Origin of the sequence: Micromonospora sp. HB375 (genome assembly GCF_017872985.1) — a bacterium.
Classification (GTDB): Bacteria; Actinomycetota; Actinomycetes; order Mycobacteriales; family Micromonosporaceae; genus Micromonospora; species Micromonospora chalcea.
In genome coordinates this window covers 3,006,020-3,029,569 of record NZ_JAGGJO010000001.1, presented here as the reverse complement: position 1 = coordinate 3,029,569, position 23,550 = coordinate 3,006,020, and the positions used below count along the sequence as shown (strand labels likewise).

The following is a 23,550-nucleotide window of genomic DNA, read 5'->3' as shown; positions in this document are numbered from 1 at the left end:
GGACGCCGACGTCGTGGCCGGGGATCGCCACGGAGAACAGCGTGTGCCCGGCCGGCAGCGCGTCCGCGAGCGGCTGGTAGATGCTGGCGAGCCCGCCGCCGTAGGGCACGCACACGTACGAGCGCACCCGCTGGTCCGCCGGGACCGGCCGGGTCAGCTCGTACAGCAGCGGGCGCTGCCGCTCCTGGTCCGCCGGGGCGTCGATCAGCGCGGCCAGCCCCTGCACCGTCGGGTGCGCGAACACGTCCATCACGCCGACGTCGACCTGCCCGTACGCCTCGCGCAGCAGCGCCAGCATCCGGATCGCCAGCAGCGAGTGACCGCCCAGCTCGAAGAAGTCGTCGTCCAGGCCGACCTCGGGCACGCCGAGCACGTCGCGCCAGGTGGCGGCAACCGTCTGCTCGACCGGGGTCACCGGGGGACGGCGCTGCGCGGGGGCGACGCCGGACGAGGGTGCGGGCAACGCGGCGGTGTCGAGTTTGCCGTTGGCGGACAGCGGCAGCGCGTCGAGCGTCACGAACGCCGACGGCACCATGTACTCGGGCAGCCGCCGTTTCAGCGCCGCCCGCAGCTCCGCCGGGTCCGGGGCCTCGCCCGTCAGGTACGCCACGAGACGCTGCTCGGCGGGCGTGGCGCCGCGCACGACGACGGCCGCGGAGCCGACGCCGGGCTGTTCGCGCAGCACCGCGGCGATCTCCCCCAGCTCGATCCGCAGGCCCCGCAGTTTCACCTGGTCGTCGATGCGGCCGAGGAACTCCAGCGTCCCGTCGGTACGCCAGCGGGCCAGGTCGCCGGTGGCGTACAGCCGGCCGCCGGGCTCGCCGAACGGGTCGGGGACGAACGCGGCGGCGGTGAGTCCGGGGCGGTTCAGGTAGCCGCGGGCCACCTGAACGCCGCCGAGGTGCAGCTGCCCGGCCACGCCGACCGGCACCGGGCGCATCGCCTCGTCGAGCACGTACGTGCGGACGTTGCGGATCGGCCCGCCGATCGGCACCCGGGTCACGCCGGTCAGCGCGTCGGGGGTGGCCGCCCAGGCGGTGACGTCGATCGCCGCCTCGGTCGGTCCGTACAGGTTGTGCAGCGCCGCCGACGGGATCGCGGCGACGGCGCGGCGGGCCAGGTCGGCGGGCAGTTCCTCGCCGCTGCACACGATCCGCCGCAGCGACCCGCAGCGGGCCGGGCCGGCCGGGTCGGCCGTGGACAGGAACGCGTCGAGCATCGACGGCACGAAGTGGACCGTGGTGACCCGCTCCCGCTCGATCAGCTCCCGCAGGTACGCCGGGTCGCGGTGCCCGCCCGGCGCGGCGAGCACCAGCCGCGCGCCCACGAGCAGCGGCCAGAACACCTCCCACACCGACACGTCGAACCCGATCGGTGTCTTGTGCAGCACCGCGTCGTCCGGTCCGAGCGCGAAGGCGTCCTGCATCCAGTCCAGCCGGTTGACGATCGCGGCGTGCTCGTTGACCACGCCCTTCGGCCGCCCGGTGGAGCCCGACGTGTAGATCACGTACGCCGCGTTCCCCGGCCCGGCGGCAGTGCCGGCGGCGGCGCTCGGCCGGTCCGGCGCGGTCAGCGGCAGCACGGTGCCCGGGACGGTCAGCCCGTCCGGCAGCTCGTCGGCCAGCAGCACCCCGGCGCCGGCGTCGGCGAGCATGAAGGCCAGCCGCTGCGGCGGGTGGTCCGGGTCCAGCGGCAGGTACGCCGCGCCGGCCCGGTGGATGCCGAGCAGCCCGGCGATCAGGCGGCGGGAGCGGGGCTCGTGGATCGCGACCACCGACTCCGGTCCCACGCCGTGCGCGACCAGCCGCGACGCCACCTGCTCGGCGGCGTCGGACAACTGCGCGTACGTCATCCGGGTGTCGCCGTCGACCAGCGCGACCGCGTCCGGCGTGCGCCGGGCCTGGGCGTCGAACAGCTCCGCCAGCGTGGTCCGGCGCACCGGGGCGGCGGTGGCGTTCCAGCCGGTCACGACCTGGGCGCGTTCGTCCGTCGGCATGACCGGCAGCGCGCTGACCCGGGTCCGGGGCGCCGCCACGGCGGCGGCGAACAGCAGCAGGTAGCGGTCCGCGAACGCCTCCATCGCGGCACGCTCGAACAGCGCGGTGCGGTACTCCAGCCGCAGCTCGTCCCCGGCGATCTCCAGCGACAGGTCGTCCATGGCGCCGCCGAACGCCTCGCCCCGGCCGGTGGGCAGGTGGTGGAACGTGAGCTGGTAGAGCGGCGGCACGCCCGGGTCGCGCCGTACCGCCAGCTCCTCAACGAGCTTCTGGAACGGCATGTCCTGGTGGTCCCAGGCGTCGAGCACGACCCGGCGGACCCGGCGGACGAGGGTCAGGAACGGTGGATCGCCAGACACGTCGACGCGCAGCACCAGCATGTTCATGAACATGCCGAGCAGCGGTTCCAGCTCGGCCCGGTCCCGGCCGGCCACCGGCATGCCGACCACCACGTCGTCGCTCCCGGACAGCCGGTGCAGCAGCGCCACGTAGGCGGCCAGCTGCACCATGAACGGGGTCGCGGCGGCCTGCTGGGACAGCTCCGGCAGCGCCGCCGTCACGTCGCCGGGCAGCGTGCGGCGGACGTCGGCGCCGTCGAACGTGAGCGTCGCCGGGCGCGGCCGGTCGGTGGTCAGCGCGTGCACTGCCGACAGCCCGGTCAGCGTCTCCCGCCAGTACTCGCGCAGCTTGTCCCAGCGGGGGCCGTCGAGGCGGTCGCGTTCCCAGGCCGCGTAGTCGGCGTACTGGATCGGCAGCTCGGGCAGGTCCGGCGCGCGGCCGGCGACGGCGGCGGCGCACAGCTCGGTCAGCTCGGCGCGCAGGTGGAGCAGGGACGTGCCGTCGAGGACGACGTGGTGCCCGGCGAACAGCAGCCACCAGGTGTCCGGGTCGAGCCGCAGCAGCCGGCCCCGCCACAGCGGGGCGGCGTCCATCGGCAGGTCGAGACCTGCGTACTCGGCGACGATCCGGGCGCGGGCGGCGTCCCGCTCCGGCTCGGGCAGCGCGGACAGGTCGGTGACCGGCAGCTCCACCGGGACCGTGGAGTGGATGTCCTGGTAGAGCCGCCCGTCGTGCAGGCGCAGCGTGGTGCGCATGGCCTCGTGCCGGTCGGTGACCGTCCGCAGCGCGGCGAGCGCCTGCTCGGGCCCGGCGCCCGCCGGCAGGGTGACCGCGTCGGTCATGGTGAACAGCGGCTGCCCGGGGCTGAGCTGGGCGGTGAACCAGACCCGCTCCTGGGCGTACGAGGCGGGAACGGTGTAGACGTCGTCCACAGGCGTGACGTCGTGGCGCGACTCGGTCATCCCGGCCGTCCCGGTCGGCGCAGACGCGGGATGGGCGCCTCGGCAGATGCGGAGGCGGACGGGGCGCCGCGCAGCGACTCGATCCGGGCGGCCATCGCCGCGACGGTGGGCGCGTCGAACAGCACCCGCATGGACAGCCGGGCGCCCACCGCCTGCCGGATCCGCAGCACCAGCTGCGCGGCCACGAGCGAGGTGCCGCCGAACCGGAAGAAGTCGTCGTGCGGGCCGACCTCGGCCACGCCCAGCACGTCACGCCAGATCCGGGCGACGGTGTCCTGCAGGTCGCCGTCGGCGGCGGTCACCGTCGAGGCGGTGGCCGCCGTGGTCGCGGCGAGCCGCCGCTCGTGCCCGGCGACCGCCCCCACCGTGTAGGCGCCGATCGCCACCGAGCCGGTCCGCCCCTCGGCGAGGACCCGGCACGCCGCGCGCACCGCCGCGTCCGGGGCCAGCCCGTCGTGGTCGGGTACGCCCTCCTCCCGCCACGCGCCCCAGGCCACCGACAGCACCGGCGACCGCCAGCCGTGCGGGCTGCGCGCGTACGCGTCGAGGAACGCGTTGGCGGCCGTGTCGTCGGCGCGGCCCAGGCCACCGGCGAGCGCGGTCACCGAGGAGCTGAGCAGCACGAAGTCGAGCGGCATGTCGCCGAAGACCGCACGCAGCGCCAGCGCGCCGGTGACCTTCGGCAGCAGTTCGGCTGTCGCCTCGGCCGGCCGCGACCCGGTGGACAGTCCGGTGTCGGGCAGCCGCGCGGCGTGCACGATGCCGTCGAGTCCGCCGAGGTCGTCCTCGACGTCGGCGCGTACCGCCCGCAGCGCGTCCACGTCTGTCACGTCGGCACGCACGTGGCGCACCTGCGCCCCGGCCCGTTCCAGCGCCTCGACCAGGTCCGGCCGGGCGGTCCGGCCGACCAGCACCAGCCGCGCGCCCCGGCGGGCCAGTTCGGCGGCGAACGCCCCGCCGATCCGGCCCAGTCCGCCGGTGATCAGGTAGCGCCCGCCGTCGCGCAGTGCCGGCCCGGTACGCCGGCGCGCCGGCGCGGCCGTGAACCCGCGTGTCCAGCGGCGCCCGCCCAGCCGCAGCGCGACCGCCTCGGCCCGCTCGGCGCCGAGCAGCTCGTCCGCCAGCGCGTCCGCGCCCGGGTCGGCCGGGTCGGCGTCGACCCAGTGGCAACGCAGTCCCTGACGTTCCAGCGGCACCGAGCGCACCACCCCGGCGACTGTGGCATGTTCCGGGCGCAGCAGGTCGGATCCGGTCACGTCGGCCGTCCCGGCGGTCACCACGTCCAGCGCCACGTCGGCGGCAGGCAACGCCTCCAGCAGGGTCAGCAGCGCGAGGTACCCGTGTTCCTGGGCCGCCGCCACGGCATCGGCGTCCGGGCCGGCCGGGTCGCCGTCGAGCGCCCACGCGTGCACGATCCGGGCGGCCCGGCCGTCGTCGGCGCACTCGTCGAGCAGGCGCTGGTGGTCGGCGACGCTGGCCGGGCGCAGCCGGTAGCCGTCCGGGCGGACCGCGAAGGCCGGTCCGGGACGTACCACCGTGACGTCCACGCCGCGCTCGCGCAGCCGGTCCGCGAGCGCCGTGCCGCGCTCCCCTGCGGCGAACAACAGCAGCGGGCCGGGCGCCTCGACGGGAGCGGCGTCGGGCAGTTGACCCCAGACCGGCACCTCGACCACGCCGTCGTCGTACCGCTCGTCGCTGGCCGGTCCGGCGGGCGCGGCCGCCGGCTCCGGGTCGATCCAGTGCCGGGCGCGCTGGTACGGGTAGCCGGGTAGCGGCACCCGGCGCGGCGCGCCGGAGGCGGGCAGTCGCACCGGCACCCCGGCCGTCCACAGCCGGCCCGCCGCCTCGTACGCGGTCTGCCTGCCGGTCAGCCGCTCCCCCGGCGCGGGCAGCGTGCGCAGCGGCGCCCGGGCTCCCGCCGGCAGGCTCAGCCGGGCCAGACCGGCGAGCTGCCGGCCGGGGCCGCACTCCAGCAGCAGCCAGTCGTCGGCGGCGCCGGTCGCGGCGAGCGCGGCCACCGTGGCGCCGAACCGCACCGGCCGGCAGAGCTGGTCGGCCCAGTACGCCGGGTCGGTGATCTGCTCGTCGGTGAACGGCGCGGCGGTCGCGGCCGAGAACACCGGCAGGTCCGGCGCCCGGCGCGGCACCGCCGCCACGAGCGCCGCGAACTCGTCGCGCACCACCGTCAGCAGCGGCACGTGCATCGCGTACGGCGACCGCAGCGGCGTGCAGCCGATGCCGTCGCGCAGGAGGACCTCGGCGGCGGCGACCGGTTCCGGCGCGCCGCCCACCACGCAGGTGTGCGGGCCGTTGCTGATCGCCACCGCGACACCGTCGGGCAGCAGCGGCGCGATCTCGTCGGCGCCGCGCTGCACGGCGAGCATCCGGCCCTCCGGCGCGGCCTGCACGAGGCGGCCCCGGGCGGCGGCGAGCCGCAGCGCGTCCGGCAGGTCGAACACCCCGGCCACAGTGGCGGCGACCAGTTCGCCGACGGAGTGGCCGATCATCGCGGCGGGCGTGACGCCCCAGTGCCGCCACAGCGCCGCCAGCGCGTACTCGACGGCGAACAGCGCGGGCTGCGCCACCGCCGGTCCGGCCAGCCGCTCGTCCGCGCCCGGTCCGGCGTCGAAGATCATCTCGCCCGCGTCCCAGCCGAGGATCGCGGCGCACTCGTCCACGGCGGCGGCGAACACCGGCTCGGTAGCGGCCAGGTGCGCGCCCATGCCGGGGTGCTGCGCGCCCTGCCCGGGCAGGAGCAGGCCCACCCGGGGCGGCGTCGCGGCGTCCCCGGCGGCCCGGCGCTTCGGGTCGGTGAGCGCCGCCGCCGCCCGGGCCCGGTCGACAGCGACGACGGCGGCCCGGTGCCGGTACGCCGGCCGGCCCTCCCGCAACGTGTACGCCACGTCGCGCAGCCCCACATCGGGCCCGCCGGTGAGCCGCTCGGCCAGCCGGGCACAAGCAGCGGCCAGCGCGTCGGGCGTCGCGGCGGACACCTGGAGCAGCTCGCCGCCGCCGTGATCCGGCTCCGGGGGTACGCGCGGCGGCGCCTCCTGGAGCACCAGGTGCGCGTTGGTGCCGCCGAGGCCGAGCGAGCTGACGCCGGCCCGCAGCGGCCGCTGGTCCTCGGGCTCCCACTTGGTCAGCGTGGACACCACGTAGAACGGGCTCGCCTCGATGTCGATGTCCGGGTGCGGCCGGTCGTGGTTGACGGTGGGCGGGATGAGCCGGTGCCGCATCGACAGCACGGTCTTGATCAGGCCGATCACGCCGCCGGCCGCGCTGAGGTGACCGATGTTGGCCTTCGTGGAGCCGACCCCGCACCAGCCGCGCTCGGCGGTGCGCCGCCCGTACGCCGTGCTCAGCGCCGCCAGCTCGATCGAGTCGCCGAGGACGGTGCCGGTGCCGTGCGCCTCGACGTACCCGACCGAACGCGGGGCGACGCCGGCCACCGCGAGCGCCTGCGTGACCACCTCCACCTGACCCGTGACGCTCGGCGCGGTGAAGCTCGCCTTGGCCGAGCCGTCGTTGTTCACCGCGTTGCCGATGACCAGCGCCCGGATGTCGTCGCCGTCGGCGAGCGCGTCGGAGAGCCGCTTGAGCACGACCACGCCGACGCCGCTGCCGTAGACGGTGCCGTCGGCGTCCGCGTCGAACGGGCGGCAGTGCCCGTCGGCGGAGGTGTAGCCCTCGTCGGCGACGTACCCGACGCCGTGCGGCAGTTCCACGCACACGCCGCCGGCCAGCGCCGTGTCGCACTCGCCGCTGCGCAGCGCCTCGGCAGCCAGGTGCACCGCGACGAGCGACGACGAGCAGGCGGTCTGCACCGTCATCGCCGGGCCGCGCAGGCCGAGCCGGAACGCGACGGTGCTGGCCAGGTAGTCCGGCTTGTTGCCGAGCGACACGCGCAGCTCACCGGCGTCCGCGAGCGCCCGCGGGTTCCGCCGGACGTTGAGCCACTGGTACAGGTCGGCGTTGCCGCCCGCGTACACGCCGATCTCGCCGTCGTAGCGGGCCGGGTCGCAGCCCGCGTCGGTGAGCGCGGCGTGCGCGTGCTCCAGGAACAGCCGCTGCTGCGGGTCGGTCAGCTCCGCGTCGCGGGGGCTCAGCCCGAACAGCTCCGCGTCGAACCGGTCCACGCCGTCGAGCACGGCGGCCACCGGCACGTACGCCGGGTCGTCGAGCTGCTCCGCCGGGACGCCCCGGGCCAGCAGCTCCGCTCGGGTGAACCGGGTGAGCGACTCGGCGCCGACGACCAGGTTGCGCCAGAACTCCTCCGCCGACGCCGCCCCCGGCACGCGCAGGCTGAGCCCGACGATCGCGATCGGCTCCACTGTCTCGTTCACGCCATGACCTCCGGCTCGGCCGAATCGCTGATGTGCAGGCGCAGTTCGCTGACGTAGCGGCGGCCCGCGCGGTCGGGCAGCCACGCCTGCCCGAGCGCGGGCAGCAGCTCCGACACGGTCACCGTCACGTCGTCGCCGCCGGACCGCCGGGCGGCGCGCAGCAGCAGGCAGAGCCGGTTGGCGTAGAGCGGGCTGGTCAGGTCCACGTAGGTGGGCTTGAGTTCGGTGGCCACCCGGACGAAGACCCGCTCCGGCAGGCCCAGCGCGGTCCGCCACCGGCGTACCGCGAGGTAGCGCCGCGCCTGGTCGACGGCGTCGGCCAGGCCGGTCGCCCCGACCGTGGTGCGCCAGGTCTCCCGCGCCAGCACCAGCCGGTCGACTGTCACCCGGGGGCTGTGCGGGCGGTCGGTCATCAGCTTGAACGCGTCACCGGCGTGCACCGCGATCAGGTCGGAGAACACCTCGACCAGCGGCCAGCGCGTGCCGTCCGGGCCGGTCGCCACCAGCACGCCGTCCACCTCGGACACGATCGCCGCGTTCGCCGGCACGAGCCGGTCGCGCGGCGCGCCGGGCGCGTCGGCGAACGCGAGCCGGTGGTCGTCCGGCCCGTGCAGGGACGCGGACAACCGCCCGCCGACGCGGGGGAAGTCGACCGGGTAGAGCGGGCGCAGCCGTCCCGGGCCCAGGTCGGCCGCGTACGCGCGCCGCAGCCGGTCCACGTCGGGGTGGCAGTGGGTGAACAGCTCGGCGTTGAACGTGGCGTACGCGGCGTGCAGCTCGCCGAGCACCGCCCCGAACTCGCCGGCGGCCAGCGCCTCGGGTGACTCGGCGAACAGTTGCAGGTCGGGGCTGTGCACCCGGCCCGCGCTCCAGCCGGGACGGCCGGCCGGGAACGCGTCGGCCACCAGGGGCGCCAGCTCGGCCGCGCCGAACTCCACCCGGGACGTCCCGGCGGGCAGTCCGGCCAGTCCGAGCACCCGCTCCCAACGGGCGGCGAACTCTGCCGCGACCCGGTCCACCGGCCGGTCACCGGGCCCGAACAGCGGCCCCTGCGCGACGAACCACAGGTCACCGAGCCGGACCGGCCCGTCGCCGCCGAGGTCGTCGTACAGGTCGCGCAGCGCGTCGCCGTACGCCGTGGCCAGTTCGGCGGTGAGCCAGCGCGCCGCCCGCAGCGGCAGGTCCAGCGCCGGGGCCAGGGACTCGAGCAGGCCGCCGCCGACGGTGAGGTCCACGTCGCGTGCGGTCTCCTCGTGGCACAGCGCCCGCCCGGCGTAGTTCTGCCCGGCCCGGCGGCGCGGCGGCAACCCGGTGAGCGCGGTGAACTCGGCGTCCAGCGCGGACAGCGCGGCGGGAAGGGCTGCCGGGTCACCGGCGGCGTCGGCGACCCGGGTGCGGGCGGCGGCCAGCCGGTCCAGCCCGGCCAGCGCCCGCGCGCGGCACTCCCGGTCACCGATCGCGGCGATCCGCTCCCGCAGGTGCTCCTGCGCGGCGAAGCCCTGCGGCAGGTCGAAGTCCCAGCGCAGCAGCCCTCGCTCGACGAGCTGGGCCAGCAGCAGGAACCCCTCCTCGGCGCGGCGCACGCCGGTCTGCCCGTCGCGCACCAGGTCGTCGACGACGTCCCGGGCCGGGCGGGTGCCGTCGCACCGGCACAGCGCGATCGACTCGCTCAGCGACACCGGTTCCGGGCGCTGGGCCGGCCGGTGCACGACCCGGTCCGCCAGGTGCACGTGCGGCGCCCGGACCGGGGCCAGCCACTGCCGGACCTGCGGGTCGGCGGCCAGCCGGTCCGCGTACGCGGCGAGCGCCCAGTGTTCGAGGTGGACGGCGCGGCGGCGGAGCAGTCCGGGGCCGGGCACGGCGGTGACGCCGGGCGCACCAGGTGCCACGGTGCCCCAGCACACCGGCCCGAAGAAGCCGATGGTCTCGCACTTGGCGACGTAGCGCTGCCAGTACCCGGCGACGACGTTCTCCCGGCCCCGGCGGCGCACGTTGCGGGGTGCGTCCGGGCCGTCGCGGAGCAGCCCGTCCAGCGCCACCAGCGCCTCCGGGTTCTGCCAGGCGACAGCCTCGCGGAACAGCGGGTCGGCGGCGATCCCGCACAGCGCCGCCGACGACGCCCGGACGGCGGTGGCGTACGCGGCGCTGAAAGCCGTCTCGTCCAACTCGCCGGACAGATGCCGGTCGGCCGCGTCGGCGCAGTCCGGCGCGGCGAACCGGTCCAGTCCGTCGGCGGGGAACCCGGCGCTGCGCAGCAGCACGTCCCGCCACACCGACCAGCCGGTGTCGCCGAGGGGGACCAGGTACGTCACCGTGGCTCCTCCTCCACCACCGGGCGGCGCTGGACCCGCTGGCGGCGTAGCGCGCCCCGGCGCGCCGCGCGTTCCACCGCCTCGTCCTCGGCGTCCTCGCCGGACGAGGGCGCACCGAGGCTGTCCAGGTGCGCGGCGAGCGCGCGGACGGTCGGGTGGTGGAACAGGTCCACGACCCGCAGGTTTGTGCCGAGCAGCCGGTTGAGCTGCCGTTGCACGACCGCGACCGCGAGCGAGCCGCCGCCGACGTCGAAGAAGCTGTCCGTCGCGGCCACCTCCGGTACGCCGAGCACGTCGCACCAGACCGAGGCGATCCGCCGCTCGGTGGCGGTGGCCGGGCGGGCGGCGGGCACCCCGGCGCGGCCTCCGGCCCGGTTCACCCGGGCGGCCCGGGGCACGTCGTCGGCCGTTCCGGCCGGGACGGCGGTCCAGGCGGGCAGCTCGGCCACCGGCCGCTCCGGGTCGGCGACGCCGGCCCGCAGCAACCGCTCGACGTCGGCGAGCACGTCGGTGATCAGGGCCTCGCCGTAGACGTCCGGGTTGAAGACGATCTCCACGCGCAGCCGCCCGTCCCGGGTGATGCCGTAGAGCGTGAGGTCGAACGGTGAGCCGGGTGCGGGCACCGGCACCGGCTCGGCGGACAGGCCGGCCAGGTCCAGCCGGGGCTCGTCGAACGTGTACATGTTGAACAGCACCTGCACCAGCGGGCTGCGGTCGAGCAGGCCGCCCAGCCCGAGGCCGCCGACGATGCGTTCGACAGGCGCCTCCGGGTGGGCGAGCGCGGCGAGCAGTTCCTCCCAGGCGGCGCGGACGTGCGCGGCGAAGCCGGCCCCGGGCGTCCGGCGCAGCCGCAGCGGTGCGATCTCGATGAAGAAGCCGACCATCGGCTCGAAGTCGGCGGCCCGCCGGTCCACGGTGGGTGTGCCGACCACCAGGTCGGGCAGGCCGGTACGCCGGGCCAGCACCAGCGCGAACGCGGCGAGCACGGCGGCCGCCGGGGTCGCGCCGAGCCCGGCGGCGAGGTCGGTGAGCGCGGCAGTGGCAGCCCGGTCCAGCCGGGTACGCACCGTCGCGCTGGTGTACGTCTGTTCGGCCGGCCGGTCCCGTCCACCGGGGAGCCGCAGCACGACCGGCGCCCCGGTCAGGTGGTCCAGCCACCAGTCGAGGTCGGCGGCGGCGCGACGCCGGGCGCGGTCGGCGCGCCAGGCCACGTAGTCGCCGTACGTGGCGGGCAGCGGCGGCAGCGGCGGCCCGTCCCCGAGCGCGGCCCGGTACGCGGCGGCCAGGTCGGCGTAGAACAGCGACTGCGACCAGCCGTCGAACACGGCGTGGTGGGCGTAGACGGCCAGCACGTGCTCGCCGTCGCCGGTGCGGATCAGCTCGGCCCGCCACAGCGTGTCGGTGCCCAGCGCGAACGGTGTGGCGGCGCTCGCCGCGAGGTGGCCGGCGAGATCGGTGCCCGGGGCGAGGTCGCGTACCGGCAGCGGCACCGGTGTGGACGGGTCGGCGACCGCGTACGGCACGCCGTCGCGCTCCGGGATGCGCCAGCGCAGGATCTGCTGCCGGTCCGCGACGGCGGTGAGCGCCGTGGCGAGCGCCGCCACGTCGAGCGGGCCGGTGATCCGTTCGGCGAACGCGACGTTGTACGCCGACGCGGCGGCCGGGAAGTAGCGGTCGAGGAACCACAGCCGCTGCTGCGCCGGGGACAGCGCCGGTGGCCGTCCCCGGACGACCGGGGCCGGGCCGGTTCCGGCGGCTGCGTCGGCGCGGGCGGCGATGCCGCGTGGCGTCCGCCCGACCAGCACGTCCTCGATGGCGAGGTCGCGGCCCAGCCGCTCGCGCAGGTCGGCGACCAGCCGCATCGCGGTGATGGAGTGCCCGCCCTGGTGGAAGAAGTCGTCGTCGCGGCCGACCGCGGGCACGTCCAGCAGCGCCGCCCACGCCTGCGCGACGAGGCGTTCGGTGTCGGTGGCGGGCGGCTCGCCGGACGGCACGGGGGCCGGTCCGGCGACGTCGAGCGCGGCCAGCCGCTCGGTGTCGATCTTGCCGTTGATGGTGATCGGCAGCGCGGGCATGGTGTGCATCCGGGCCGGTACGGCGGCGGGCGGCAGCAGCCGGGCGCAGTAGTCACGCAGCTCGGCGGCGTCCAGGCCGGTCGCCACGTACGCGACGAGTTCCTGACCGCCGGCGCCGGCGCGGACCTGGACGCTGGCCAGGTCGACGTCCGGGTGACGGCGCAGCACCGCCTCGACCTCGCCCAGCTCGATCCGCTGCCCGCGGATCTTCACCTGCCGGTCGGCCCGGCCGAGGAACTCCAGGCTCCCGCCCGGCAGCCACCGGGCCAGGTCACCGGTACGGTAGAGCCGCTCCCCGGGCTTGCCGGAGAACGGGTCCGGGAGGAACCGTTCCGCCGTGCGGGCGGCGTCGAAGAGGTATCCGCGGCCGAGCCCGGGCCCACCGGCGAGCACCTCGCCGATCTCCCCCGGGCCGACCTCGCACAGCTCGTCGTCGACCAGGTGGATGCGGTGGTTGGCGGCGGGCCGGCCGATCGGGATGGGCCGGGTCCAGTCGCCGCTGCCCTCGAACCAGGTCACCAGCACCGTCGCCTCGGTCGGGCCGTACACGCTGACGAAGCGGCGCCCGCCGGCGGTCCAGCGGCCGACCTGTTCCGGGCCGGTGGCCTCGCCGCCGGTGACGACCAGCCGCACGCCGGGCAGCCGGACCGGGTCCAGCAGCGGCAGGATCGGCGGCGGCAGCACCACCACGTCGACCGCCTGCTCGGCACAGATCCGGTAGAGCCGGGTCGGGTCGGCCCGCTCGGCGTCACCGGCGAGCACGACGGTGCCCCCGGCGGCGAGCGGGGCGAGCATGTCGACCACCGACGCGTCGAACCCGATCGAGGCGAACGCCAGGCACCGGGTCGCCGTGTCGAACCCGGAGAACTCCGCGATCGAGGTGACCTTCTCGGTCAGCGCCCGGTGCTCGATCACCGCGCCCTTCGGCTGCCCGGTCGACCCGGACGTGAACATCGCGTACGCCGTGGTGCCGAGCGTCGCCGGTGTCGGCTGCCAGGGCGCGGTGCCGGTGGGGACGTCCAGCACGGTGCGTCCGGTGAACGCCTCGGCGGCGGGCGTACCCACGACGACGCGCAGCCGGGCCTCGGCGGCCAGCTCGCGCAACCGTCCGGGCGGCAGCGCCGGGTCGAGCGGGACGTACCCGGCGCCGGCCGCCTGCACGCCGAGCAGCGCGACCACCAGGTCCGGGCGACGGTCCACGCAGACGCCGACGAGGTCGTCCGCGCCGATGCCGTGGACGCGCAGCGACGCGGCCAGCGCGGCGGCCCGGCCGACCAGGCCGGCGTAGCTGAGCGTCAGGTCGCCCTGCACCACGGCCGGGGCGCCGGGACGCCGCCGGGCGTGCGCCGCGACCAGGTCGGGCAGGCACACCTGCGGGTAGGGCAGCTCGGGACCGACCTGCTGGTCGCGCTGATCGTCGCGGACGGTCATCGTCGTGCCTCGATCCAGTGCCGGGTCCGCCGGAACGGGTAGCCGGGCAGCGGCACCCGCCGGCCCGGCGGGACGGCCGGCTCGTCACCGGCGCGCCAGGCGCGGACTGCGGCGTCGTCGGAGGCCGGGTCGCCCGCCGCGAGCGCGGTCAGCCGGCGCACCGCCTCCCCCGCGTCGGCGCAGGCGACCGCGTCCCGGTACGCCAGCCGCCGCCGTCCCACCGCGAGCGTGTGCGCCACGTCGGCCACCGCCAGGTCGCCGTCGGCCAGCCGGAGGGCCAGCCGCCGGGCCAGTTCCCGCAGCGCCGCCGGGCTGCCCGCGGACAGTCCCAGCACCACCGGGCCGGGTGCCCCGGCGTCCGGCGCGTCCGTCGCGGGCGCCGGCTCGACCAGCACGTGCGCATTGGTGCCGCCGAGACCGAACGAGCTGACGCCCGCGCGCCGCTCCCCCGTCCACGACCGGGTCTCCGCGCCGACTTCGGCACCCGCTGCGGCCAGGTCGACGTCGTCGTGCGCGCCGGTGAAGTGCGCGGTACCCGGCACCTGCCCGGTGCGGACCGCGTACACGGCCTTGATCAGGGAAATCACGCCCGCCGCGGCGTCCAGGTTGCCGAGGTTGCCCTTCACCGAGCCGAGCAGCAGTGGGCCGCGGGCGCCCCGGCGTACCCGGGCCAGCGCGTCCACCTCGATCGCGTCGCCCACCGGGGTGCCGGTGCCGTGCCCCTCCAGGTAACCGACGTCGACCGCGTCCCAGCCGACCGACGCCAACGCCTCCGCCAGCACCGCCGCCTGCCCGGACACACCCGGCACGGTGAAGCCGGGCCGGTCGGCGCCGTCGTTGTTCACCGCCCACCCGGCGAGCACCGCGTACACGTGGTCGCCGTCGGCGCGGGCGTCGGCGAGCCGCTTCAGCACCACCGCCCCGGCGCCGTTGCCGAACACCTGCCCGGTGGCGGCGGCGTCGTACGGGCGGCACACCCCGTCGGTGGCCAGCAGCCCGCCCGGCCGCAGCCGGTAACCGGCCTGCCGCGTCGAGACCACCGCCGCGCCGCCCGCTATCGCCACGTCGCAGCGGTAGTCCAGCAGGCTCTGCCCGGCCTGGCACACCGCGACGAGCGAGGTCGAGCAGGCGGTCTGGACCGCCACGGCCGGGCCGGACAGCCCCAGCGCGAACGCGGTGCGCGTCGGCAGATAGTCGCAGCCGGAGCCGGTCAGCGCGTCGTCCCAGTCCTCGGCGAGCGTGCCGGCCGCCGGGGCCAGCGCGGGGTTGCCGAGCAGGTGGTGGTGCAGGTAGCGGCTGGGCGCGCATCCGGCGAACACGCCGATCTGGGCCGGGTCGCGGTCCGGGTCGATCGCGGCGTCCTCCAGGGCGTGCCAGGCGACCTCCAGGAACAGCCGGTGCTGCGGGTCGAGCAGCGCCGCCGCCGCGGCGGGATAGCCGAACAGGTCCGCGTCGAAGCCCTCCAGGTCGTCGAGCCGGCCGAACGCCGACACCCAGTCCGGTCCGCCCGGCGCGCCCTCCCCGGCCGGGACCCGGCGCACCGAGTCCACCCCGGACAGCAGGTTGCGCCACAGCGCCGGTGCGTCGTCCGCGCCGGGCACCCGGCAGGCCAGGCCCACCACCGCGATCCGGTCGTCCTCGCTCACGCCCGTCCCTCCCCGCCGCCGGCGGCCCGCGCGGCGGCACGGCGGGCCATCCGGCGTCCGGCCGCGGTCAGCCGGCCGTCCTCCGGTACGCCCGCGGCGTCCCCGGCCGTCTCCAGGTACGCGGCCAGCGCCGCCACCGTCGGGAACTCCACCAGCCGGGCCAGCGGCACCCGGCGGCCGAGGTGTTCCTCCAGGTACCCCTGCACCAGGGCGAGCTGGAGCGAGTGCCCGCCCGCCTCGAAGAAGTTCACCAGGCGGCCCACAGTGGTCAGTCCGAGCACCGTGCACCAGCCCGCCGCGATGGTCTGCTCGACCGGCCCGGCCGGCGGTCCCCCGGCATCCGGGCGGCCGGCGGCCGGCTGCCCCGCGTGCGGCCCTCCGGCGTCCGGGCGGCCGGCGTCCGGGTCGGGCAGGGCGGCCTGGTCGAGCTTGCCGGTCGGGCCGATCGGCAGCTCCGGCACCGCCACCACCGCCCGGGGCACCATGAAGTCCGGCAGCACACCGGCCAGCCGTTCCCGCAGCGCTCCCGGCTCGACGACCGTACCGGCGGCGCCGACCACGTACGCGACGATCTCCTGCTCGCCCGCGCCGGACGCACCGCGTCGCGCCACCACCGCCGCGTGGGCCACCCCCGGCAGCGCCGCCAGGCACGCCTCGATCTCGCCCAGCTCCACCCGGTAGCCGCGGATCTTCACCATCCGGTCGCCGCGGCCCAGGTAGACGAGCGTGCCGTCGGGCAGCCGCCGCGCGATGTCACCGGTCCGGTACGCGCGCACCCCGTCGTGCTCGGTGAACCGGTCCGCGGTCAGCTCCGGCAGGCCCAGGTAGCCGAGCGCGACGTGCGGGGTCCGCACGACCACCTCGCCGGTGAGGCAGGCGGGGCGTCCGGCCGGGTCGGTGAGCACCACCTCGACGCCCGGCAGCGGGTGCCCGATCGGCACGACTGCCCGCCCCGGGTCGGCGTCCGGCGGCAGGTGGTGCTGCGCGGCGAAGCTGATCTCGGTGGTGCCGTACCCGTTGACGAACACCACGCCCGGCGCGAACGACCGCCGGGCCAGCGTCACGTCGTGCCGGGTGACCTCCTCGCCGCCGAGGACGACAGCACGGACCGACGGCAGCCGCCCGTGCTCGCCGAGGCTCGCCATCACGTACCGGAAGACGGTCGGGGTGGAGTGGTAGACGGTGACGCCCCGGCCGGCGAGCGCACCGGTGAGGTGGCCGAGGCCGTGCGTGCGGACGTCGACCGGGACGGCGGCGGCGCCGGACAGCAGCGCGCCGAACGTGTCGGTGACCGCCATGTCGTAGCCGAACGAGGTGAGCACGCTCGTGCGGTCGTCCGGCCGGACGGCGAAGTTGCGCACGTGGTTGCGGACGCCGAACAGCACGTTGCGGTGGCTCTGCACCACGCCCTTCGGCTTCCCGGTGGACCCCGAGGTGTAGAGCACGTACGCCGGGTCGTCCGGGCGCGCGGGCCCGGCCGGCACCGGCACGCCGGCCTCGCCCCGGCGCAACGACACGACCGGCAGCTCCAGCCCGGCGGCGGCAGCGAGCGTGGCGGCGCGCTCTTCGTGGCCGAGGTCCGCGACGATCGCCCGGACGCCTGCGTCGTGCAGCATCGCGGCCAGCCGGGCCGCCGGGTACGCCGGGTCCAGCGGCACGTACGGCGACCCCGACGCCAGCGCCGCCAGGATGCCGGTGATCGTGGCGACGCCGTGGCGGCACAGCACCGCCACCGGCGCCGTGACGTCACCCGGCCCGGCCAGCGCTTCGGCGGTCGCGGCGACTGCCGCGCCGAGTTCCCGGTAGGTCACCGTCGCGTCGTCGGCGAGCACCGCCGGCCTGTCCGGGTACGCCCGCACCGCCGCGGCGAACGCGGCCGGGATGGTGTCACCGCGGACCCGATCGGCCTCGGTGCCGTCGCCACCGTGCAGCCGCCACAGGTCCGGCGCCGGTCGCCGCTCGTAGCGGGCCGACGGCAGCAACCCCGCCGACGAGGCGTCCGGGTCCAGCGTGGACAGGACGTCGGCCAGGTCGGCGCGGAGGTCGTAAGCGTACGCGGCGGGCAGCCCGGAGACGGTGACGCCGGCCAGGTCGGGGCTCACCTCGACGGTGGCGTCGACCGGGTGGTCCGGCGGCGCCGGGCACAGCGACCGGCACAACTCCCGGATCGGCGCGTCGGCGGTCAGGTCGAGCGTCACCGGGTCGTCGCCGTGCCGCAGCGTCACCGCGGGGGCTCCGGTGTACCGGCGTACCACCAGGGCGGTGGCGGTGAGGACGACGGCGGCCGGGTCGACGCCCGCGGCGCGCGCCCCGGCGGCGAGCCGCGGCGGCAGGCCGAGCGGCTGCGGAGACGGGCTCACCGCTGGTCCAGGACGGCGGCGACCACGTCGGCGAGCGTGGACACCTCGGCGTCGGCCTCGGCGATCCGGAAGTCGTCGCAGTAGCTGCCGGTGCCGTGCACCACGATCTCGTACCCGGCCGGCACCAGGCCCCGGTCGACGGCGTTGCAGACGCCGGTCAGCGCCATCAGGATCGACCACTCCCGCAGCCGGGCCGGGTCCTCGGGCAGCGTCAGACCGGCGTCGGAGAGCCACTGCCGGGCGACCGGATAGCGCCGCACGCACTCGCGCCGCGACACCACGATGCCGTCGCCGCCGTGCCGTCCGATGAGCGCGTTCATGGCCGGGGAGGTCACCGGGCGGTGGGTGTAGAACGTCGGGTCGAGCACCTCGGCCGGGTCGTCGGTGACGGCCGGGAAGCGCAGGTCGGCGTCCTGCGTCCAGACGCCCCGGCTCTCGTCGAGCGTGTACGCCGGGCAGTGGTCCCGCTCGAACGAGCCGTGGCGCAGGCTGAGCACCATGTCCGGCGTGCCGAGGTGCTGCACGAGCAGGAAACCGGGCCGGTCGGCCGGGTCGGCGTCGCCGGCCGCCTCCAGCACGTCGCGGCCCAGGTTGTAGCCGAGCAGGCCGAACGCGCTGGACACGGCGTGCGCGTGCCAGCGGGAACCGGCGGTGGGCGACACGTCGGCTTCGAAGGCGGCCCGGGCGGCGTCGGCGACCAGGTAGTTGCGCAGGTCGAGCGTGTACCAGAGGGTGACGCCGCGCTTGTCGTACGCGGTGGCCGCGTACTCGTCGACGAACGCGCGGCCGAGCGCCTTCACGCCCTCCGGGTCCGCGCCGGTGTACCGCAGCAGCGGGTTCACCGCACGGGTCGCGGGATCGTCGGCGAGCGCGTCGTGGCGGAACTTGTGCCGGGTCGCCGCCGGCGCCAGAACCACGATGGACAGCTGCTCCGGGGTCACCAGCCCGGCCGCGTACGCGCGGGCCACCGAGTCGCGCAGCGCGACGCCCTTGTTGCCGGAGGTCGGGGTGACGATGCACAGCCGCTCGCCGGTACGCCGGATGTGTTCCACCGCGCGGGCGACGATCACCATCGAGGCGAACGTCTTCGTGGTCCGGGTGCCCGGGTTGGCGGTCAGGTCGAGCATCGTCAGGTCGTGTCCGCCGTAGTGGCCCAGCGGGGACCAGCTGACCGTGGCGGCGGCGTAGAACTCGCGTACCTGCGGGGTCAGCTCGGGCAGGTCGAAGCCGGGCGCGAAGCCGGGAGTGCCGGGCGCGTCGCCGGGGACCGCGCCGCATCGGCGCACGGCCGACGCGACGACGTCGTAGTAGTCGGTGATCATGTTGCGGGTGGCCGGGGTGGTCACGGTCATCGGGCTTCCTCCAACACACTCCGGGCCGGCGCCGGCGGCACCGTTCGCAGATGGTCACGCAGGGCGGTGAACCGGCAGGCGATCTCGGGCAGCTCGCTCGCGTGCCAGCCGCCGGCCAGGTCCGGCCGGTACGCCGCCAGCGCCGCCCGGGCGCGCTCCGGGTAGCGGACGTGGCCGCCGCCGACCTCGACGCCGTCGCGGCGCCCGGCGGCGGTGTTCCAGGCGACCGCCTGCGCCACCGGCAGCTCGGCCGGCAGCCGCAGCTCGGTCCGGCCGCCGGTGAGCCGGACCGGATAGCCGCCCGGCAGTCCCAGTGGCCCGGGCAGGCTCGCCGTCACCTCGTCGCCGGTGGCGAGCGCCGCCACCAGGGCGGCACCTGCGTGCCCGGCGAGCGCGTTCAGCTCCGGCCGGGGCAGCGCGCGGTAGCCGGCGAGCAGCCCGGTGACGTCCGGGACGGGCCGGCCGTCCAGCCAGGCGCGTACCTCGGCGGTGTCCTCGTCGTCCGGGCCGGGCGCGGCGAGGTGGGCGTGGTGGCCGAGCACCGCCAGGCGGCGCTGGCCGGGACGGCCGAGCGCGGCGTCCAGGCACGCGGCGAGCGTCGCCACGTTGCCGATGCCGCAGCGCACCGGCAGGTCCCGTGCGGCGAGCAGCGGGTTGACCGCGTCCGGGAACGCGCCGTTGACGAGCGTCGCGCCGGGCGCGCCGCCGGCCAGCGCGGCGGCCAGCCGGGACACCAGCTCGGCCTGCAACGCCAGCGTCACGCCGAAACCGGCCGCGGCGATCAGGTCCGTCCAGGCCGACGGCGCCGCCGCCCGCTCGTACGGCGACTGCGCGGACGCGGCGCAGACCAGCACGTCGGGCCGGAGCCGGGCCATCGAGGCGGCGTCGGCGGCGTACCCCTCCCCCGGCTCGGCGCCGGGTTCGGCGGTGAACGGCCGGGCGGTGACGGCGACGGGGGTTCCGGCGACTGTGGCGCGCACCCGCGCGGCGCGGGCGAGCGCGAGCGCCGCGTCCGGGTCGCGGGCCAGGACCGTCACGCGCAGCGGCGCCGGGGTGGGCGTCGCGGCCAAGGCGTGGCACAGCGAGCGGGCCAGCCGGCCGGCGCCCACCACGACGACGTGCCGCGCGTCAGCGGACCGGGCTGACATCGCGTCCCGCCTCCGTGACCCGGTCGACCCAGTCGGCGAACGACCCGGCGCGCAGGCAGCTCGCCGGGGACACCTCCAGCCCGGCCATCTCCCGTACCCGCAGCGCAATCCGCAGCGCGGTCAGCGAGTGCCCGCCGAGCGCGACGAACGTGTCGTCGTCGTGCACCGCGTCGACGCCGAGCGTGGCCCGCCACGCCTCGCGCAGCCGGTCGGTGAGGGCGCCGTCGCCGGGTTCCGCAGCAGGCCCGGTAGGCCGGGGCGGTGGTGGTGGCAGCTCCAGCCGCGCGACCTTGCCGTTGGGCAGGCGGGGCAGCCGGTCGACCAGGACGATCTGGTCCGGGCGCATCGCGGGCGGCAGCGCCGAGGCCAGGTAGCCCTGGAGCAGCCCGGTGGTCAGCAGGTGGTCGGCGGGCTCGTCCCGGGGCGTCGCCGCGGGCGGCGGGTCCTGCGGCCGTACGGCGTAGACGTAGCTGACGTCGGCGTCCGCGCCGACGTTCCAGTCGCCGATGTCGTTGACCTCGAACCCGGCAGCGCACAGCAGCTCGCGCACCAGCGGCGTGGTCACGCTGCTGCGCTCGACCTCCAGGCAGACCCGGCGGATGCGGGGCCAGTGCTCGGGGCGCAGCCCGCGCAGCACGCTCAGCTCGGCGCCCTCGGTGTTGATCTTCAGCAGGTCGACGCGGTCCAGCCCGAAGCGGTCCAGCAGGTCCGACAGCGTCACCGTCGGCACCACGTGCGCCACCGGGGCGAGGCGGCGGCGGGCGTCCGCGAGCAGCGCCGCCTGTTCGGTCTCGTCGGCGTCGCCGCCACCGTTGCGGTAGTGCGACCGGACCAGGTCGGAGGCGACGCCGGCCCGGTCGGCGCCGAGGCCGGACAGGTAGCTCAGCTCGGGGAACGAGGTCAGCTCGGCGGTGCCCGCCGCGTCGGTCACGGCGGCCTCGACGACCGACGCCGACCCGGCGTAGAGGCCGAGGTTGGCGCGCAGGTACGGCAGGGTGTCCGGGTTCGGTTCGACCGCCACCAGTCGCACGTCGCGCGCCTGCCGGGACGCCCAGAGCGAGAACAGCCCGATGTTGGCGCCGACGTCGACGACCACGGCGCCGTCGCCGACGCGGACGCCGAAGCGGGCGTACTCGGCCTGGTCGAAGATCTGCCGGTAGAGGAAGACCGCCTCGTCCGGCGACGCCGCGGTGACCGCCATGCCGTTCGGCAGCGGGAAGCGCGGCAGCCCGCCGACCGCCGGGGCCTGCCGGGGCTGCGGCACGACGTAGCCGACCAGGCGGGGGCCGTCGTCGGTGTCCGGGACCGTCACCACCACCGCGTCGTGCACGGCGGGATGCTCGCGCAGCACGGCGGCCACCTCGCCCGGCTCCACCCGGACCCCCCGGATCTTGACCTGGTCGTCGGCCCGGCCGCGGAACTCCAGGAAGCCCTGCGGCGCGATCCGCACCAGGTCGCCGGTGCGGTAGAGCCGCGCGCCCGGCCGCGTCGGGTCGGCGCGGAAGCGTTCCGCCGTCCGCTCGTCGTCGCGCAGGTAGCCCAGCCCGACCGCGACCCCGCCGATCCACAGCTCGCCGGTCCCGCCCTCGGGCACCGGGCGCAGGTCGTCGTCGAGCACGTGGGCGGTGACGCCGTCGATGATCCGGCCGATCGGGGCGATGCTGCCCGGGTACGGCTCGGCGCAGTCCCAGTAGGACACGTTGATCGACGTCTCGCTCGGGCCGTACCCGTTGAACAGCCCGCACGGCAGCACCTCGCGCAACCGCCGGACCAGCCGCATGTCCAGCGCCTCGCCGCCGCACAGCACCCGCCGCAGCGTGAGGCAGCCGGCGAACTCCGGCTCGTCGAGCACGTGCCGCAACATGGTCGGTACGAAGTGCGCGGTGGTGACCGCCTCCCGCTGGATCAGCCGGACCAGCCCGAGGCTGTCGAACTGCAGGCCCGGCCCGGCGACGACCACGGTGCCGCCCGCGATCAGCGGGGAGAGGATCTCGTGCACCGACGCGTCGAATCCGATCGACGCCTTGTGCAGCACCCGGTCGTCGGCGCCGAAGCCGAACCACTCGTGACCCCAGGCCAGCCGGTTGACCAGCCCGGCGTGGTGCAGCACCACGCCCTTCGGCCGGCCGGTGGAGCCGGAGGTGAACAGCACCAGCGCGGCGTGCTCACCCGGCGGCAGCCAGCCGGTGCGATCGGTCAGGTCGGCCGTCGACCCGGCCCGCGCGGTACGCACGTCCCGCCAGCCGGTGGACGCGGGCGCGGCGACGGCGGGCGGACGGTCGGCGTACAGGACGAGCCGGGGCGCGGCCGCCGCGAGCATCTGCTCGGCCCGGCCGGAGGGCAGCTCGGGGTCGACCGGCACCGCCACCGCGCCCACCGCGAGCGTCGCCAGCAGCGACGTCACGTAGTCGGCGGACCGGTGCAGGTAGAGACCCACCAGGTCACCCGGCCGCACGCGGGCGCGGCGCAGCAGCTCGGCCGTCGCGCCGACCCGCTCCCACAGCGCGGTGTAGCTCAGCTCGCCGTCCGGGCCGACGATCGCGGGCCGGTCGCCGCCGGTGCCGACGGGCCGGTGCACCAGGTCGATCAGGTAGCGCGGGCCGGTCAGGTGGCTCGGGCCGGTCACGGCGCTACCTGCGTCCTCGTCGCGACCGCGACGATCGCCATCCGGGGCACCTCGGCCACGAACTGCCCGTCGGCCCGGTAGACCAGCGGACGGGCCGGCAGGTCGTCGCGGCCGATCCCGGCCAGGTAACGGGCGTGGTCGAAGTGGCGGGTCAGCAGCTGCCACACCTCGTCGTCGGTGAGCGTCGCGAAGTAGTCGCGCACGCCGTACATGTCGCCGACGTAGTCGCGCATGCCCGCGGACGCGGACTCGGCGCTGTCGGCGCGCACGATCAGCGGGTCGTACAGGTCGAGGACGCGTACCGGCAGCCCGGCCGCGGTGAACAGGCCGGTCAGCTCGGCGCGGCTGAAGTGCCGGTAGTCGTGGCCGCCGGCGGCGTGCGGGTGCACCACTTCGCCGAAGAACCCGGCCATCGGGCTGGACTCGTCGAAGTCGTGCAGCACGATCCGGCCGCCGGGTCGGACCACCCGGGCCGCCTCCGCCACCGCCTGCGGCCGCCGGGCCGCCGGGATGTGGTGCGTGCCGTACGCCAGCAGCACCGCGTCCACGCCGGCGTCGCGCAGGAACAGGAAGTGCGCGGCCTGGCGGACGGCGGGCAGGCCGTGGGCGAGCGCCTTGTCGACCATGTGGCCGGACAGGTCGCCGGTGATGAATGCGAGTTTGGACTCGAAGCAGGCCGACTGGCTGCCTGCGGCGCGGGCCACCGTGCCGTCGCCGCCGAGTACGTCGAGGATCAGCGTGACCGGAGCGGCTGCGTCCGGCGTGGCGAGGTCCAGCAGCCGCCGCATACCGGTCCAGCGGACGAGCGTGTCCCGCTGAGCCCGGCGATAGGAATCGCCCCGGCCGGTGGAGTCGGTGTCGAACTCGCTGACCGTGCCGGCCAGTTCCGCGAGGGCCGCGTCCGCGCCGGGACGGCCGAAGTCGAGCAGCTCGCGCAGTTGCGGGTGGAGGGTCGCCAC

General features: G+C 76.6%; 10 protein-coding genes (1 of these 10 running past the window's edge). All 10 read right to left on the bottom strand.

The window, feature by feature from the left end; all coding sequences use genetic code 11:
- Tightly spaced (each overlapping or abutting the next), the 10 genes in view from J3R08_RS13850 to J3R08_RS13805 form a layout consistent with a single transcriptional unit that may run on beyond the window.
- On the bottom strand, nt 1–3,298 hold the 5' portion of the coding sequence (locus J3R08_RS13850; protein ID WP_209961505.1) for a non-ribosomal peptide synthetase/MFS transporter. Its footprint begins 2,021 nt before the window's first position; the window shows 3,298 of its 5,319 coding nt (coding positions 1–3,298); it begins with the start codon at nt 3,296–3,298; its stop codon lies off the left edge, out of view.
- Complete coding sequence (locus tag J3R08_RS13845) at nt 3,295–7,641, bottom strand: SDR family NAD(P)-dependent oxidoreductase (RefSeq protein ID WP_209961503.1); 4,347 nt, start codon at nt 7,639–7,641, stop codon at nt 3,295–3,297. The genes J3R08_RS13850 and J3R08_RS13845 overlap by 4 nt, the downstream gene beginning before the upstream one ends.
- Nucleotides 7,638–9,953: a lantibiotic dehydratase gene (locus J3R08_RS13840; protein WP_209961501.1), complete on the bottom strand. Its 2,316-nt coding sequence runs from the start codon at nt 9,951–9,953 to the stop codon at nt 7,638–7,640. Before J3R08_RS13840 ends, J3R08_RS13845 begins: the two co-directional genes overlap by 4 nt.
- The gene (locus tag J3R08_RS13835) at nt 9,950–13,459 is read right to left on the bottom strand and encodes a non-ribosomal peptide synthetase (protein ID WP_209961499.1); all 3,510 of its coding nucleotides are present in this window, start codon (nt 13,457–13,459) and stop codon (nt 9,950–9,952) included. The genes J3R08_RS13840 and J3R08_RS13835 overlap by 4 nt, the downstream gene beginning before the upstream one ends.
- Nucleotides 13,456–15,105 carry a polyketide synthase gene (locus tag J3R08_RS13830; protein WP_209961497.1) on the bottom strand — a complete coding sequence of 550 codons (1,650 nt, stop codon included), beginning with the start codon at nt 15,103–15,105 and terminating at the stop codon, nt 13,456–13,458. The genes J3R08_RS13835 and J3R08_RS13830 overlap by 4 nt, the downstream gene beginning before the upstream one ends.
- Nucleotides 15,102–17,465, bottom strand: coding sequence for a non-ribosomal peptide synthetase (locus J3R08_RS13825; protein ID WP_209961495.1), 2,364 nt, complete (start codon nt 17,463–17,465; stop codon nt 15,102–15,104). The genes J3R08_RS13830 and J3R08_RS13825 overlap by 4 nt, the downstream gene beginning before the upstream one ends.
- Nucleotides 17,462–18,817, bottom strand: coding sequence for a DUF6002 family protein (locus J3R08_RS13820; RefSeq protein ID WP_209961493.1), 1,356 nt, complete (start codon nt 18,815–18,817; stop codon nt 17,462–17,464). Before J3R08_RS13820 ends, J3R08_RS13825 begins: the two co-directional genes overlap by 4 nt.
- Entirely contained in the window at nt 18,814–19,965 is a 1,152-nt protein-coding gene (locus tag J3R08_RS13815; RefSeq protein WP_187692660.1) for a potassium transporter TrkA, read from the bottom strand. The genes J3R08_RS13820 and J3R08_RS13815 overlap by 4 nt, the downstream gene beginning before the upstream one ends.
- Nucleotides 19,946–22,591: an amino acid adenylation domain-containing protein gene (locus tag J3R08_RS13810; RefSeq protein WP_280841746.1), complete on the bottom strand. Its 2,646-nt coding sequence runs from the start codon at nt 22,589–22,591 to the stop codon at nt 19,946–19,948. Before J3R08_RS13810 ends, J3R08_RS13815 begins: the two co-directional genes overlap by 20 nt.
- Nucleotides 22,588–23,550 carry a class I SAM-dependent methyltransferase gene (locus J3R08_RS13805; RefSeq protein WP_307849436.1) on the bottom strand — a complete coding sequence of 321 codons (963 nt, stop codon included), beginning with the start codon at nt 23,548–23,550 and terminating at the stop codon, nt 22,588–22,590. Before J3R08_RS13805 ends, J3R08_RS13810 begins: the two co-directional genes overlap by 4 nt.